The sequence below is a fragment of the Streptomyces sp. NPDC056452 genome (assembly GCF_042796085.1).
Lineage (GTDB): Bacteria > Actinomycetota > Actinomycetes > Streptomycetales > Streptomycetaceae > Streptomyces.
This window is the reverse complement of record NZ_JBHTRI010000006.1, coordinates 25,351-38,397: the sequence shown is the minus strand read 5'-3', so window position 1 is coordinate 38,397 and position 13,047 is coordinate 25,351. Positions and strand designations below refer to the sequence as shown.

At 71.9% G+C, this 13,047-nt stretch carries 14 protein-coding genes; 8 read left to right on the top strand and 6 right to left on the bottom strand.

The window, feature by feature from the left end; genetic code table 11:
* Window positions 1-15 precede the first annotated feature (15 nt).
* The 3 genes from ACFQ6X_RS07935 to ACFQ6X_RS07925 all read left to right on the top strand — a co-directional run bounded on the left by ACFQ6X_RS07935 (window position 16) and on the right by ACFQ6X_RS07925 (window position 2,663).
* On the top strand, window positions 16-630 hold the full coding sequence (locus tag ACFQ6X_RS07935) for a class F sortase (protein ID WP_383177574.1): 615 nt from the start codon (window positions 16-18) through the stop codon (window positions 628-630).
* A gap of 146 nt (window positions 631-776) precedes the next feature.
* The gene (sph, locus tag ACFQ6X_RS07930; RefSeq protein WP_383177571.1) at window positions 777-1,757 is read left to right on the top strand and encodes a sphingomyelin phosphodiesterase; all 981 of its coding nucleotides are present in this window, start codon (window positions 777-779) and stop codon (window positions 1,755-1,757) included.
* Between the two features lie 114 nt (window positions 1,758-1,871).
* Window positions 1,872-2,663: an N-formylglutamate amidohydrolase gene (locus tag ACFQ6X_RS07925; RefSeq protein ID WP_383177568.1), complete on the top strand. Its 792-nt coding sequence runs from the start codon at window positions 1,872-1,874 to the stop codon at window positions 2,661-2,663.
* 36 nt (window positions 2,664-2,699) lie between these two features.
* Here ACFQ6X_RS07925 and ACFQ6X_RS07920 read toward each other — a convergent pair whose 3' ends face one another.
* Complete coding sequence (locus tag ACFQ6X_RS07920; protein ID WP_383177565.1) at window positions 2,700-3,578, bottom strand: helix-turn-helix domain-containing protein; 879 nt, start codon at window positions 3,576-3,578, stop codon at window positions 2,700-2,702.
* Window positions 3,579-3,742: 164 nt separating this feature from the next.
* On the opposite strand from ACFQ6X_RS07920, the gene ACFQ6X_RS07915 reads away from it, so the two are divergent.
* Entirely contained in the window at window positions 3,743-4,156 is a 414-nt protein-coding gene (locus ACFQ6X_RS07915; protein ID WP_383177562.1) for a cupin domain-containing protein, read from the top strand.
* Between the two features lie 74 nt (window positions 4,157-4,230).
* The gene (locus ACFQ6X_RS07910) at window positions 4,231-5,268 is read left to right on the top strand and encodes an alcohol dehydrogenase catalytic domain-containing protein (RefSeq protein WP_383177557.1); all 1,038 of its coding nucleotides are present in this window, start codon (window positions 4,231-4,233) and stop codon (window positions 5,266-5,268) included.
* Window positions 5,269-5,392: 124 nt separating this feature from the next.
* Here ACFQ6X_RS07910 and ACFQ6X_RS07905 read toward each other — a convergent pair whose 3' ends face one another.
* Window positions 5,393-5,809 carry a VOC family protein gene (locus ACFQ6X_RS07905; protein WP_383177554.1) on the bottom strand — a complete coding sequence of 139 codons (417 nt, stop codon included), beginning with the start codon at window positions 5,807-5,809 and terminating at the stop codon, window positions 5,393-5,395.
* A 222-nt stretch (window positions 5,810-6,031) separates the two neighbouring features.
* Here ACFQ6X_RS07905 and aac(3) point away from each other — a divergent pair, with 222 nt between their 5' ends.
* Window positions 6,032-6,886 (top strand): aminoglycoside 3-N-acetyltransferase, encoded by an 855-nt coding sequence (gene aac(3) / locus ACFQ6X_RS07900; protein WP_383177551.1) that lies wholly within the window; start codon window positions 6,032-6,034, stop codon window positions 6,884-6,886.
* Here the strand turns inward: aac(3) and ACFQ6X_RS07895 are convergent.
* Window positions 6,811-8,412, bottom strand: a complete 1,602-nt coding sequence (locus ACFQ6X_RS07895; protein WP_383177548.1) for a hypothetical protein — start codon at window positions 8,410-8,412, stop codon at window positions 6,811-6,813. The two genes, aac(3) and ACFQ6X_RS07895, sit on opposite strands and share 76 nt — an antisense overlap.
* A 165-nt stretch (window positions 8,413-8,577) precedes the next feature.
* Between ACFQ6X_RS07895 and ACFQ6X_RS07890 the strand changes: the two genes are divergently transcribed.
* A complete protein-coding gene (locus tag ACFQ6X_RS07890; protein WP_383177545.1) occupies window positions 8,578-8,877 on the top strand; it encodes a hypothetical protein in 300 nt (99 codons plus the stop codon).
* A complete protein-coding gene (locus ACFQ6X_RS07885; protein WP_383177542.1) occupies window positions 8,874-9,029 on the top strand; it encodes a hypothetical protein in 156 nt (51 codons plus the stop codon). The genes ACFQ6X_RS07890 and ACFQ6X_RS07885 overlap by 4 nt, the downstream gene beginning before the upstream one ends.
* A gap of 10 nt (window positions 9,030-9,039) precedes the next feature.
* On the opposite strand, the gene ACFQ6X_RS07880 is transcribed toward ACFQ6X_RS07885, so the two are convergent.
* The 3 genes from ACFQ6X_RS07880 to ACFQ6X_RS07870 form a co-directional block, all read right to left on the bottom strand.
* Window positions 9,040-10,425, bottom strand: a complete 1,386-nt coding sequence (locus ACFQ6X_RS07880; RefSeq protein WP_383178144.1) for an SMI1/KNR4 family protein — start codon at window positions 10,423-10,425, stop codon at window positions 9,040-9,042.
* Between the two features lie 89 nt (window positions 10,426-10,514).
* Entirely contained in the window at window positions 10,515-11,753 is a 1,239-nt protein-coding gene (locus tag ACFQ6X_RS07875) for a VWA-like domain-containing protein (RefSeq protein WP_383177539.1), read from the bottom strand.
* Entirely contained in the window at window positions 11,750-13,018 is a 1,269-nt protein-coding gene (locus tag ACFQ6X_RS07870; RefSeq protein WP_383177536.1) for an AAA family ATPase, read from the bottom strand. The genes ACFQ6X_RS07875 and ACFQ6X_RS07870 overlap by 4 nt, the downstream gene beginning before the upstream one ends.
* Window positions 13,019-13,047 lie beyond the last annotated feature (29 nt).

Sequence of the window (13,047 nt, the reverse complement as noted above, 5' to 3'; positions counted from 1 at the left end):
ACGCCCGGAGCCACCATGCCCCGTACCGCACAAGCTTTCCGCCGAGCCCTCATACCCTCGGCCGCCGCCGTTCTGATCCTGGTCCCGCTCACCGGCTGCTCATCCTCCGGCGCGGCGCAGCCGCCCGCAGCTGTCACGTCGGCGTCCGGAGCGGCAAAGCCCCCGAACGCGTCGGAATCCCCGAACGCACCGGCTCCCACGCAGCTCTCCATCCCCTCGATCGGGGTGACGAGTCAGCTGATGCGGCTGGGACTCAACGCGGACGGCACCGTGGAGGTTCCGCCCGCGGACAAGGGCATGACGGCGGGCTGGTACGCGGGCGGGGCCGTTCCCGGGGAGCCGGGCGCCGCTGTCGTCATCGGCCACAACGACACCCGGTTCGGCAAGGCCGTCTTCCACGACCTGAAGAAGATTGCCAAGGGTGCCGACATCACGGTCGTCAACGGGCTCGGCCGGCAGACGCACTTCACGGTCACGGGCACCGAGACCGTCAGCAAGAGCGCCTTCCCCAGCGAGAAGGTCTACGGGGAGACGAGCGACCGCGTGCTCCGGCTCATCACGTGCGACGGCTCGTTCGATGCCGAGGGGCACCCGGTGGACAACCTCATCGTCTACGCGAAGCTCAGCTGACGGGAACGACGAACGCCGCGGCCCCTTCCTCGTCCCGACCTGTTCGTACGGCTGCCGCAAGGCGCCGTACATCCCACCTCTACCCACGAGTAACTCCCCCTGGTTTGATGGGCGTCACCGCTCCGAACCCCACACCAGGAGAGCCTGTGCCGCACACCGCGATCCGCCGTATCTCCGGCGCGACCCTGGCCGCCGCCCTCGCCGCAGCCACGCTCGCACTCAACGCCCCGCAGGCATCGGCGGCGGACACCCCGTCGCTGCGCGTCCTCACGTACAACACGTTCCTCTTCAGCAAGACCCTGTACCCGAACTGGGGCCAGGACCACCGGGCCAAGGAGATACCGAGGACGGCCTTCTTCCAGGGCAACGACGTCGTCGTGCTCCAGGAGGCGTTCGACAACGCCGCGTCCGACGCCCTGCTCCAGAACGCCTCCGCCCAGTACCCGTACCGGACACCGGTGGTGGGGCGGAGCAAGAGCGGCTGGGACGCGACGAGCGGGGCCTACTCGGCGGCGACCCCGGAGGACGGCGGCGTCACCGTGCTGAGCAAGTGGCCCATCGTCCGCAAGGAGCAGCACGTCTACAAGGACGCCTGCGGGAGCGACTGGTGGTCCAACAAGGGCTTCGCATACGCCGAGTTGAACGTCAACGGCGCCCGCGTGCACGTGGTCGGGACCCACGCGCAGTCGACCGACCCCGGATGCGGGGCGGGCGAGGCGGCCCGGATGCGCAGCCTGCAGTTCAGGCAGATCGACGCGTTCCTCGACGCGAAGAACATTCCCGCGTCCGAACAGGTCCTCGTGGCAGGCGACTTCAACGTCGACTCGCACTCCCCCGAGTACGCTTCGATGCTCGCCGACGGCGGGCTGGCGGGCGAGGACACCCGTACGGGACACCCGTACTCGTTCGACACCCAGGACAACTCGATCGCCGCGGAGCGCTACCCCGACGACCCCCGTGAGGACCTGGACTACGTCCTGCACCGCGCGGGCCACGCGAAGCCGTCGGGGTGGACGAACCACGTGGTGAAGGAGAACAGCGCACCCTGGACGGTGAGCAGTTGGGGTACCGACTACACGTACACGAACCTCTCCGACCACTATCCGGTGGTCGCGTCCGGTCAGTAGGGACGCAGGGGACAATCGGACGGGTGAGGGGAGGGCAACAGGCGGTGGAGGGCGCACCGCACTCCGGCCCTCCTCCCGCCCGGCCCGCCCCGTGTACCCCGAAGGACCGTCCTCTTGAGCCCTGAGTCCCAGCCGTTCCAGCTCGTTCCGGGCGCCGACGGATCACCGGTGCTGCTCCACGTCCCCCACTCCTCCCGATCCGTCCCGGCGCACGTACGCGAGGGAATCCTGCTGGACGACGGAGCCCTGGAACGGGAACTCGACCACATCACGGACGCGCACACCGACGCACTCGCCGCCCTGGCCCGCGAAGCCTGCGCCCAGGCACCCTGGCAGTTCGTCAACGGTCTGTCGCGCCTGGTCATCGACCCCGAGCGGTTCCCGGACGACCGGGAGGAGATGCTGGCCGTCGGCATGGGCGCGGTCTACACGCACACCACCTTCCGCGAACCGCTCCGCGCGCCCGGCGTGGACCCTCAGCCGCTGCTCGACCGCTACTTCCATCCGTACGCACGGGCCATGACGGCTGCGGTCGACGAACGGCTGGCCGCCACGGGGCGTGCGGTCGTCATCGACGTCCACTCCTACCCGAGCACCGCGCTCCCGTACGAACTGCACGGTGCCGGCCCGCGCCCCCCGATCTGCCTGGGCACCGACAGCTTCCACACCCCGCCCGGCCTGCTGGCCGGGGCCGGGGCGGCGTTCGCCGGGTTCGGGGGGACGGGGCTCGACAGCCCGTTCCCGGGTACCTATGTGCCCCTGAAGCACTACGGGAAGGACCGCCGGGTCAGCGCGCTGATGATCGAGATCCGCCGCGACCAGTACATGACCGAGCCGGGCGGCCCTGCGGGGCCGGGCCTCACGGCGCTGGCATCCGCGCTGGCCGAGCTGGTGGACGGTCTGTAGGCAGTGCCGGCGGGCCGGCCCCGCCACGATCGGTCCTCAGCCTGCGGCGTCGGGGGCGGTGTCGGGGGCCGGCCCGTGCTCGGCGGCCCAGGAGGCGAGGATGCGCAGCCCGTCGTGCGACGGAGTGCCGGGCTCCGCCGTCCAGACGACGAGCTGCTGGTCGGGGTCGGTCGTGGCGGTGAGCGTGTCCCAGTCCAGGGACAGCTCGCCGGCGACCGGATGGTGGAGCACCTTGGTGCCCACACTGAGCGTGGCGACCTGGTGGGCGGCCCACCACTGGCGGAAGTCGGGATCCTGGACGGAGAGCTCCCCCACGAGGGCGGTGAGCCTGGGGTCGTCGGGGTACTTGGCGGCTTCCATGCGCAGTTGGGCGACGCAGGTGCGGGCCACGGTCTCCCAGTCGGCGTACAGCGTCCGCATGGCCGGATCCGTGAAGAGGATCCGTACGTAGTTCCGCTGCTTTTCCGGAACCTTGCCGAAATCGGTGACCAGAATGGCGGCCAGTGAGTTCCATGCGATGACGTCCATACGTCGCCCCAGGACAATGGCCGGGGTGGTACTGAGATCGTCCAGGAGCCGCCGCAATTGCGGTTGCACTTTCTGCCGCGCACGCCGCCGGGGCCGCGCGCTCCCCTTTCCCGCGAGGCCGAAGAGGTAGTCGCGCTGGTCGTCGTCGAGGTGCAGGGCCTGGGCGAGAGCCCCCAGCACAGGGGTGGACGCCTGGATACGCCCCTGCTCCAGACGGGTGTAGTAGTCGGTGGAGATCGAGGCCAGTCGGGCAACCTCTTCCCTGCGCAGTCCGGGAACCCTGCGGGGGCCGCCGCTCTCGGGCAGACCCACGGTACGAGGGCTGAGCTCGCTGCGGCGGGCCTTGAGGAACTCGCCCAGCTCGTTCAGGTGCGCATCGGAAGCCATGTGTTCCAGTCTGGCACCGGTCGGCCGACGTGAGAGGGGGAGAGATCTCTCCCAGGATGTTTCTCTCCCCGGAGGAAAGTCTCCCCTTTGCGGGCGCGCAGGCAGGTGTAAACCTTGGCGGAGCGGCCGGCAGCGGCAGTGGTTTCCCGAAGGAGAAGACACCCATGGAATTGGTGAAGCAGCAGCCCACGACAAAGGCCCCGGCCGAATGGTTCACCGGCGATGTGTGGTTCGACGTCGTTCAGGCCGGCCGGGAGCCCTCCCGTATGCGCGCCAACATGGTCCGCTTCGCTCCCGGCGCCCACACCGCCTGGCACCACCACGCCGTCGGCCAGACCCTGCACATCGTGTCGGGGGTCGCACTGATCGGTACCCGGGACGGCACGGTCATCGAGGCGCACCCCGGGGACACCGTGGCCTGCCCGCCCGGTGAGGAGCACTGGCACGGGGCCGTACCGGACCGGTTCATGGAGCACCTCGCGCTGTGGGAAGGCCTCGGGGACGACCGTCCGGAGACCACGTGGCTGGAGAAGGTCACCGACGAGCAGTACGGCGGCCCGCGCACCACCGGCCGCTGACACCGGACGGCGCCCGGCGCCCGTCCCGGGTCCGCTGTCCTCCCTTGTGAGTACCACCAGAGAAGAGACCCCCCATGCGAGCAACATTCATGTACGGCGCCGGTGACGTGCGCGTGGAGAACGCGCCGGACCCGGCTCTCCAGCAGCCGACCGACGCGGTCGTACGCGTCGTGCGTTCCTGCGTCTGCGGCAGTGACCTGCACCCCTTCCACACGATGGCGGCCTCCGACGGTCCGGCCCCGATGGGCCACGAGTTCCTCGGCGTCGTCGAGGACCTGGGCGCGGACGTCTCCGGCCTCCGGCGCGGCGACCTGGTCGTGGCACCGTTCGCGTACGCCGACAACACGTGCGACCTGTGCCGGGAGGGCCTGCACACCTCCTGCCCGCAGGGCGGGTTCTTCGCTTCCGGCGGCGTCGGCGGTGCCCAGGCCGAAGCGGTGCGCGTCCCGCAGGCCCAGGGCACCCTGGTCAAGCTGCCCGTCGGGGAGGACTCCCCGCTGCTGCCGTCCCTGCTGACCTTGGCGGACGTGTACGGCACGGGGTACCACGCCGCCAGGCAGGCCCGCGTCAACCCCCGCACCACGGTCACGGTCGTCGGGGACGGAGCGGTCGGCCTGATGGCCGTCCTGTCCGCGAAGCAGTTGGGTGCCGAGCGGATCATCCTGATGGGCCGCCACAAGGACCGCACGGATCTCGGCCGCTTCTTCGGCGCCACGGATGTCGTCGCCGAGCGCGGCCAGGAGGGCATCGAGAAGGTCCGCGAACTGACCGGGGGCCAGGGCACCCACACGGTGCTGGAGGCCGTGGGCCACATGCCCGCCTACGACATGGCCGTCGGCGTCGTCCGGCCCGGCGGTGTGATCAGCCGGGTCGGCGTCCCGCAGTACGAGGAAGCGGCGATCGGCTTCGGCAGCCTGTTCGGCCCGAACATCACCCTCACCGGCGGCCCAGCTCCGGTGCGCGCCTACATCGACGAGCTGCTGCCCGCGGTGCTGGACGGAACGGTGGACCCCGGGCGGGTCTTCGACCGCACGGTGACCCTGGACGAGGTGGCCGAAGGCTACGGCGCGATGGACCGGCGCGAGTCGCTCAAGGTGCTCGTCACTCCCTGACGGTTCGCCACGCCGGGCACAGGGCGGGTGGATGACCGCCCTGCGCCCGGGAGTCGCGCACGATGGTCGGCTTCATGGCCGGCCGGTCCCGGCCCCGGAGCGAGGGGGCGTGACCCGCGGTCTCCTACGGCCGGGCGTAGGGCCGGGTCATGATCTCCATGTTGTGGCCGTCCGGGTCGTCGAAGTACGCGCCGCGGCCGCCGAACAGCCGGTTGATGTGCCCGGGTTCGCTGTGGCCGGGGTCCGCGTAGTAGGTGACGCCCAGCTTCTGGAGGCGGCCGACCATCGCGTCGAACTGCGCGTCGGGCACCAGGAACGCGTAGTGCTGCCCCTGGATCGGCTCGTCCCGCTTCTCGTAGTAGTCGAGCGTCACGCCGTTGCCGAGGTCGACGGGCAGGAACGGGCCGAACTGACGGCCGACCTCCAGCCCCAGGACCGCGGCCATGAACTCGGCCGACAGGTGGCGGTCCGTGGCGTACACGGCGGTGTGGTCGAGCTGGACGGTGGTGACACCCTGCTCGGGTGCGTACTGACTGCACATCTGTGGCAACTCTCCGGTTCGTGGATTCCGTTGGGACGACGGCGCCCCAAGCGGGCGCCGGACGGACGACACGGAGGGAGGGGCGGGGCTCGCGCCCGCCACGCGGTCATGCCAAGGCCGGGCGCCTCTCTCGTACATGGCCCATGGCCGACCCGGCAGTCACGCGGCCGATCCTAGCGCGTGTCTCCCCGCGCCTGCCGGGCGGCGGATATCTTCGCGTCCATGGACGACTCGGCATCGCTCCGGCGCGCACACGGCCCCGTCACCCGTGGTCGGCTCGTCGAGGACCTGGCCACGCTCGGTCTCACCGACGGCGACATCGTGATGTTCCATACGCGGATGTCCGCCATCGGATACGTGGCGGGCGGTCCTCAGACGGTCATCGACGCGCTCGGCGAGGTCGTCGGGAACCGCGGGACCCTGATGGTGACCTGCGGCTGGAACGACGCCCCGCCCTACGGCTTCACCGACTGGCCGCAGGCGTGGCAGGACGCCGTGCGCGCGGAGCATCCCGCGTACGACCCCGAACTGAGCGAGGCGGACCACGACGTCGGCCGTCTGCCGGAGGCACTGCGCCGGCGGCCGGGCGCCGTCCGCAGCCGCCACCCCGACGCGAGTTTCGCCGCGCTCGGTGCCGCCGCTCCGGCGCTGATGGCCGACCACCCCTGGGACCACCCGCACGGCCCCGGCAGCCCGTTGGCGAAGCTGGTGGACCTGGGCGGCCGGGTCCTTCTCCTGGGTGCCCCGCTGGACACTCTCACGCTCCTGCACCATGCGGAGGCGCTCGCCGTGGCACCGGGCAAGCGGTTCGTGGACTACGAGCAGCCGATCCGCGTCGACGGGCGGCGGATCTGGCGGCGGTTCCGCGACATCGACTCGGAACACGGTGCCTTCGACTACTCCTCCGTCGTGTCCGGGGACCAGGATCCGTTCGAGGCCGTCGTCGAGGACATGCTGGGCGCCGGAATCGGCCGCCGGGGCCAGGTCGGCGCAGCGACGTGCTACCTGTTCGAAGCCGCCGAGGTCGTGCGCTTCGGTGTCACGTGGATCGAGGGGAAGCTGGGTGGCACCCCGTAGCCCGCGGGCCCCGCGACAGCCGCGGCCGAAGCGGTGTCCGTCCACGGCAGGAGGCCCCGGTACGGCCCGGCGCCACGCGTGGGAGGCAAGGGGACGGAGCGCCATGCGCGGGCGTAGGAGGGCGGTTCGGCACGGCCCGTGACGAGGACGGCCACCGGTGTCCGGCGTGCGACTGCCTTGATGGCTCCGGGCGTGATGCTCGTATCGTGCCCGCTGGTCTGACGCGAGGAGCAGCCGGCGTAGTACGCGATGGGGACGGCTTGCTCCCCGCTGACCACGCACGGTGGACGGACCCCGAGCCGGTTCAACGCATTTGCTACGGCCGCGTAGTCGGCGCTCGTGGAGTGGCTGCTGGCCGCCACCCGGCTGAGGACCTGCAGCTGGACGGCGAGGTGACCGCCGAGGACCAGGGCCAGCAACGCGAAGCCCACCGGCCTTCGGGCGTCCCGCGCCCGTGTGAACAGGTGGAAGAAGCATTCGGCCACGGGTACGGCCAGCAACGCGTAGGCCGGGAGGAGGAACCGGGGTGCGGAGTACTCGATGAGGAACAGGTACGGCACGGCCAATGACCCCGCGGTCGCCGTTGCCACCAGGGCGACGGTGCCTCGGTCCGCACGGCGTGCGACGACCGTCCCCCAGACGGCGAGGAAGGGAACCGCGGCCCACCACACGGCCGTTCCCGGGCGCTTCCACGGAATGTTGCAGGGACGGCAGAGGGTGCGCCCCTCCAGGGATCTCACCTGGTCGTCCACCGCGATGTTCCATCCCAGGCCGCCCTGGATCTCGCTGGCCCGGTGCAGCCGGGCACGTACGCCCCCGTGGTGTGCGTACGCCTCGACCACCCAGGGCGCGCAGCCCGCCAGCAGCCCGAGCACGAGCGCGGCACACAGGTCGGGGCGCCGCCGGCCGGGCAGCAGGACCGCCACCAGGGCCAACGGCAGCGTCAGCCAGACCCCGTCGGCGGGACGCATCAGGGCGACCAGGGCCACGGCGGCCCCCGCCCCGACCAGCTCCGCGCGCCCATCGGCGCCGCCCACAGCTCTCACGACCCAGCCGGTGGCAGCCAGGGCTCCCAGGGCGCACCAGAGATTCGGCATCGCCATGGGGCCGTAGAACAGAGTGGGCCACAGCCCGGCGAACAGTGCGCCCGCGCCCACGAGTACGGGCGCGGGGAGCACCTTCCGCCAGATCCACAGGGCGACGACCAGCGCGGCGGCGGAGAGCAGGGCGAGGTAGATCCGCAGCACGGTCGTGGAGGTGGTGAGTGCGGCGGCCGGAGCGACGAGGTAGGAGATGCCGCGCGCACGGGGCGCGCTGAAGAACGCGGGTGGGGCGTTGCCGCCGACCTGGCTGACGTAGACGGTCTCGTCCCAGGCCAGCCCCGACCCCGGTACGACGACGGCCAGTTGGACGACGACGAAGACCACGGCGACCGTGATCAGCCACGGCAGCGGCCGGGAGGTCGGCCTGCGGAGCTGAAGGGGTTCGGCCCTCGGCATCGAGCGCGGCGGCCGACACTCCTGCATAACTGCTCCCCTATAGCGACAGATACACGCAAACGCAACAGAGGACACCCTGCCCGAAGGGGGGATTCGGACGGCTGGGGGCGCGCCGTCGCGGAGCAACCGGGGCCGGGAGATTTCCCCTTGCTGTCTCCCGTTGGGGGAGACAGCAAGGTGGGGACATGAACGGTGACGCGCTCTACGCAGATCGAGGCGTGGGTCGAACTCGCCGAGCTCTGCCGGGACTCGGACTTCCGTTCCGCCGTGCGCCGGATGGCCGAGCGCCAGGCGGCCGAGCGGTCCCGGGGAGACCGGACCGGCCTGCACCACGACCTCACCGAAGCGGTACGCGAGCAGGTCGGCGAGGCCCTCGCCGCGGCATCCCGCCCGACTCCGCGGAGGCCGCGCCCGTCCTCGACTCCCTCACCGCCCTCTACGCGACCGCCTTCGAACGCCGCGACGACGGTGACCTGCGCCCATGGCTCGTGACCCGGCTGGAGACCGGCGCGGACCCCCGGGCCGAGTGCTACTGGCAGCTCCTGGCAACGGTGAACGGGTGGCCGGTGCCGCCGAGTCTGGCACCGGTCCTCGCCTGGTTCATCACCGCCCTGCGCACCGGTACGGGCCGGTCGGCACAGTGATCGTGGGGGTTCATCGCACCGGGACGCCGAGGTCTCCCTCGATGGTGGTTCTGGTGATCCGCGGACGGTCCCAGAGGGCGAGGAGTTCGTTGGCGAGGGCCGCGACCGCCAGCGGGTGCTCATTCCCGCGTACCTCGATGGAGGCGGCCGACAGGCTGCGCGGGACGGCATCGGCGTCGAGGAGCACCCGCCATTCCGCCGGTCCCAGATCCAGGAACTCCAGTCCGGTCAGCTGGGCGATCTCCAGAGGGTCGGCGAGCGTACCGGGATACGCGCTGAGGCTCCGGAGCCGGGGCAGTCCGGCAACGGGGGCGAGGCTGAGCGGCTCGTCGTCCCACACGCCGATGGACAGGACCTCCAGACCGGGGTGCGCGGCGGCCTCGATGCTGGTCAGGCTTCGGATGTTCACCCTGGCCACAGCCGGCGGCAGGTCCTGTCGGCCTCGGCCGCGCACCGTGCTCCGGCGTTTCATCACCAGGTCGGTGACGGAGTCGGCGAGCAGGTCGGCGCCGCTGTTCTCCTCGTGGCTGATCATGATGACCTGGCCGGTGTGCCCGCGCGGGCCGGGCGTCAGGTCCACGGCGATCCGGTCGCCGCCGCCGTTGTCGCCGAAGACGATCCAGCCGGGAGAGCCGACGAGCCCCTGCACCGGGTCGTCGGGCAGGGTGACGACCGCTTCCATCGCGGCGAACCGCCAGGGGCACGGACGGGACGACGCGTCGGCGATGAACAGGTCGTCCAGGGGGAAGAGTTCGCAGCCGACCGCCTCGAAGGCCCGCACCGCCGCGTCGTAGTCGTCACCCCAGTCCTCCCACCGGCCCCGTGTCACCCGGTAGAGCGACTTGAGTTCGTCGGGCAGTTCCACGCCCAGGCGCGCTTCCGTGGCGGCGAACTCGGCCTCGGTGGCCCCGATGGCGTCGGGGAGGCGTTTGCGGAGTGTCCGCTCCAGCAGCCCGGGATCCGAGGAAGGGGCCGGAACCGCGTCGGGCATCGGATCGGGCAGGCGGCGCCAGGGCTCGGCGACGGCTCCCTCGACCAGGACGAGGGATTCCGGGTGCGGGCCGCCGATGCCGGGTTCGACGGCGGGGCCGCCACCGAGCAGATGGAGCACGGCTTTCCCCGTAGGTGAGATCTCCGTCGTGAACGAGATGGACGCGGCACCGGCGTCCACGAGGGCGCTCCGCACCCGCTCGACCGCGTCGATCTCGTCCTGCATGTCCTCGATCCGAGCGGCCCGTCCGGGCTGCGGGGCGACTCTCCGCAGCGGCAGACTCCACCCGGCCCCGCTGATCTGCCCCGCCACATGGCCGCCGGGGGCAGCGAGGCTCTCCGCGTTGCTCGCCCGCAGGAGCTTCAACAGCGGCTCCCAGGTGGCGAAGTCGTGTATCGGGCGCAACATGGCCTCCAGTCGTTCCGGTGAGGGTGGCGAGGAGGATTATCTCGTCACGACGGACAGCACGGGCGTCATGCGGTGACCGCGGGCGCCTACCCGATGTCGACGACTCGGGCCCACGCGGGCGGCGAGTCCGGGACGTAGTCGGGATCGTCCTCGTCCCATCCGCCGTCGCCCGCGTCCCGCCGGGGGAACAGGCCCACCACCGTCCGGCACGCCGGTTGCGAACTCGGCCAGGGCGTCTGCCCGTCGGTCAGCACCACGATGACGTCCGGCCGGGGCTGCGTCCGCAGCGCCTTCGCGAAACCTGTACGCAGATCCGTGCCGCCACCGCCGACCAGCGGGATCCCCTCGGCACGGCACAGCGGGTGCACGACCCGGGCGGACGCGTCGCAGGGCAGGACGCTGACCAGGTCGCGGCGGCCGCCCACGGCACGGGAGATCGCGGCAACTTCGAGGAGCGCGCTGCCCAGTTCGGCGTCACTGACCGATCCGGAGGTGTCGATGACCACGGAGACCCGGGGCGGCTTGCGCCGGAGGCTCGGCAGGACGACGCCTGGCATTCCGGCCGAGCGCCGTGACGGGCGGCCGTAGGTGTAGTCCTCGCCTGCGCCCGACGCAGCCGAGCGGACCGCCGCCCCGAGCAGCTCCCGCCACGGCTGGGGCGGGTGGAACGCCTCCTCCGCCCACCGCTGCCACCCCTCCGGGGTGTGCCCCGGACGGCCGGTGATGCCCTGCGCCACGCGGAACCGCACCGCGTCCCGTTCCTGCGCGCTGAGGCCGTACGCCCCGTCCGGTCCCAGGTCCCACTCCCGCTCCAGTCCGTCGGCGCCGCTGCCGCAGTCCAGCCAGGCGAGACCCTCCGTGTACGGCCCGAGCCGGAACTGGCGGAGGTAGTCCTCCATGAGCTGACCCTCGGAGAGTCCCAGGGTCCCCGGCCGGACGGCGCCTTCGGGCCGGACCAGCCCGTCACCGAACACGTCGTCGTTGATCTCGCAGTCGGCGGCGATGTTCATCCGCAGCCGTTCGCCGGGACCGGTCAGCCCCCGTTCGCGCGCGACCCGGTCGCTGCGACCGTGGTGGTCGCGCAACAGGTGCGACACCTCGTGCACCCATACGCCGGCCAGTTCCTCCTCCGATGTACGCGCCACGAAGGCCGGCGAGACGTAGCAGCGCCAGTACCGGTCGACGCCCATCGTCGGCACCCGCCGCGACTCCACGGTGTGCAGGGCGAACAGCGCGGTCGCCAGGTAGGGGCGGGCCCGGGCGGCGTGCAGCCGGGCGGCGAAGAGCTTGTCGAGGTCCAGTGCCCCCGTCGTTCCCGGAGTCATCGGCGGGCCTTCGCCTTCGTGGCGGCCGCGGCCCGGGCCGCGGCGTGGTCCGCGCGCCGGGACATGGACACCACTCCGGCGAGCCGTTCGATCGACGCCGGGACGTCCCAGTTCTCCTGGCGCAGCGAGGCCAGTGTGGTCGCGGGCACCACCACGAGGTCCGGGGCTCCGGTCTCCAGCGCCCGGACGAGGAGCGCCCACGCCGCGTCCCAGCGGGACCGGTCCGGGCGGTTGCGGACGGCCGCCACCACACCGTCGAGCACGGCCTGGCGCAGATCCCCCCGCTCGGGGAGGACGGCACCCGCGGGGTCGGCGAGGAGTTCCTCGGGGTCGGGGAGGTCCATCCGGTCCAGGCTCGCCAGCAGCTCCAGGCCGGGTCCGTCCCCGACCGCACCCCTGACCAGCAGGGACAGTACGTCGCGGGAGGAGCCCGCCGCGGTCGCGAAGGCGATCAGGCACAGGGTCATGTCCCAGCTCCGGGGCGAGGGCCAGGGGCCGCCGCGCCGAGTTTCGCTGCTGGGCAGCTGGTGTACGAGCTTGGGGCGGGCCGCGAGGAGCCCGCACACCGCCCGGCGGGCGAAGTCCACGGCCTCCGAGAGCCTCCCGGGGTCGAGCTGCGGCAGGGTGGCGCGGGGCCATGTGCCGCCGAGGCCGCGCACCACGACCTCGTGGTCGTGATGCCACTGGAGGTGGACGAACCGGTTGGCCAGCGGCGGGCTCAGTTCCCAGCCGTCGGCCGCCGAGGAGCGCGGGTTCGCGGCGGCCACGATACGGACGCCCGGCGGCAGTTGCAGGGCGCCGATCCGCCGTTCGAGCACGAGGCGGAGCAGGGCGGCCTGAACGGCCGGCGGCGCGGTGGACAACTCGTCGAGGAACAGCAGCCCCCGGCCGGCCCGTACGAGGCGCACCGCCCAGTCCGGCGGGGCCATCGGGACACCGTTCGCCGCGGGGTCGTCGCCGACGATGGGCAGCCCCGAGAAGTCGGACGGTTCGTGGACGCTGGCGATGACCGTGGTCAGCGGCAGGTCGAGGGACTCGGCGAGTTGGGTGATGGCCGCGGTCTTCCCGATCCCGGGCTCACCCCACAGGAGTACGGGCAGATCGGCTGCCACGGCCAGCGTCAGGGCCTCGAGCTGTTCGTCGGGGCGCGATTCGGTGGCGGTGTCGCGCAGCAGGGCCATCAGACCGTCGGCTACGGCGAGTTGGGAGAGGCGGGCTCGGTCGGAGGGGGTGGCGTGCGTGACGGGCGGCGTGCAAGTGGACATGTGTGATCACCTTTTGGGTTCGTGGTGGG